This window comes from Alcanivorax sp. HI0044 (assembly GCF_001634945.1).
Map to the genome: position 1 here is coordinate 1 of NZ_LWEZ01000364.1, position 1,038 is coordinate 1,038.

Sequence of the window (1,038 nt, forward strand, 5' to 3'; positions counted from 1 at the left end):
GTATGCAAGTGATGGCTTACCGCTTTGCGCACTGACTCGAACGCGTATATCCACAAAAGACTCAAAATTTCTAATGTGTCTTACACCATACTCTTCAGCTTTTTTTGTCATTGCTTGTTCTAGATACTCTTCCTTAATTAAAACAGTTTCACCAGATGTAGAATTTATTCCGGCGAATTGGCAGCATAGCTTGCAAATCTCTTGAACCACTCCAATGCTATCGAAAGACTCATCTACAAGCCTCTCCTTGACATGATAAAAATCGACATTAAGGAGTTTTTCTCCCATTGCTATTACTTTATAAAAGTCTTCTTTCTCCCATGGCTCAACAGCGACTTCAGTGACACGATCCAGCAAATCCCCATTAAACTGGACAAGCCTATTCGCTTCTCTCCATATCCCCAATACAACAAATATATAATGGTGATCTTGAAAAATTCGCAAATCATATGCGAGCGTTTTCTGTACCTCATGCGGCAAGTAGTGAAAATTCTCCAAAACAATAAATTTATTAAAATCATTGGCCTTTAATAGCTCGGAGACATCTTGAGCCAAAGTGAGATTATACTCGACATGCGACTCAGTTTTGCTTGTTCTAGCGCTTGCCTTATCCTGCATCTCTCCCGAAGCTTTGGCACCGCCAACGAAAGGTATCTTGACGCGAAAACTACCTCCGATCTTACCGCCGTGCTCATATCCCGAGTCAGCAGTTTCCGACTCAATGAATGTAACACCTATTTGACGCAATACAGATTTATATATGTCTACCGGGGTGGTTTGCGGCGAGCACTCTACTTTTATATATTGATCTTCATCAAGATGCTTTAATATAAGAGATGTCTTACCTTGCTTGGATGAACCATAGACAATTACTTCATTCCCACTCTTCAAAGCATCTTTGAAACGAGAGTCTANGTCCTCTCTTTCGATATAGGATTTTATAAGCTTGCTTCTCACACCAAAGACATCAACGACTTGATGCATAAACTACCTCTCCTCAAATTAACAGCATATCCAGTTGCAGATGCCACATATCAC

Annotated in this window: 1 protein-coding gene; it reads right to left on the bottom strand. The window is 40.4% G+C overall.

All coding sequences use genetic code 11. The features are described from left to right. On the bottom strand, positions 1 to 984 hold a 984-nt coding region (locus A3730_RS32995), incomplete at its 3' end, for an AAA family ATPase (protein WP_063537576.1). Positions 985 to 1,038: the final 54 nt, after the last annotated feature.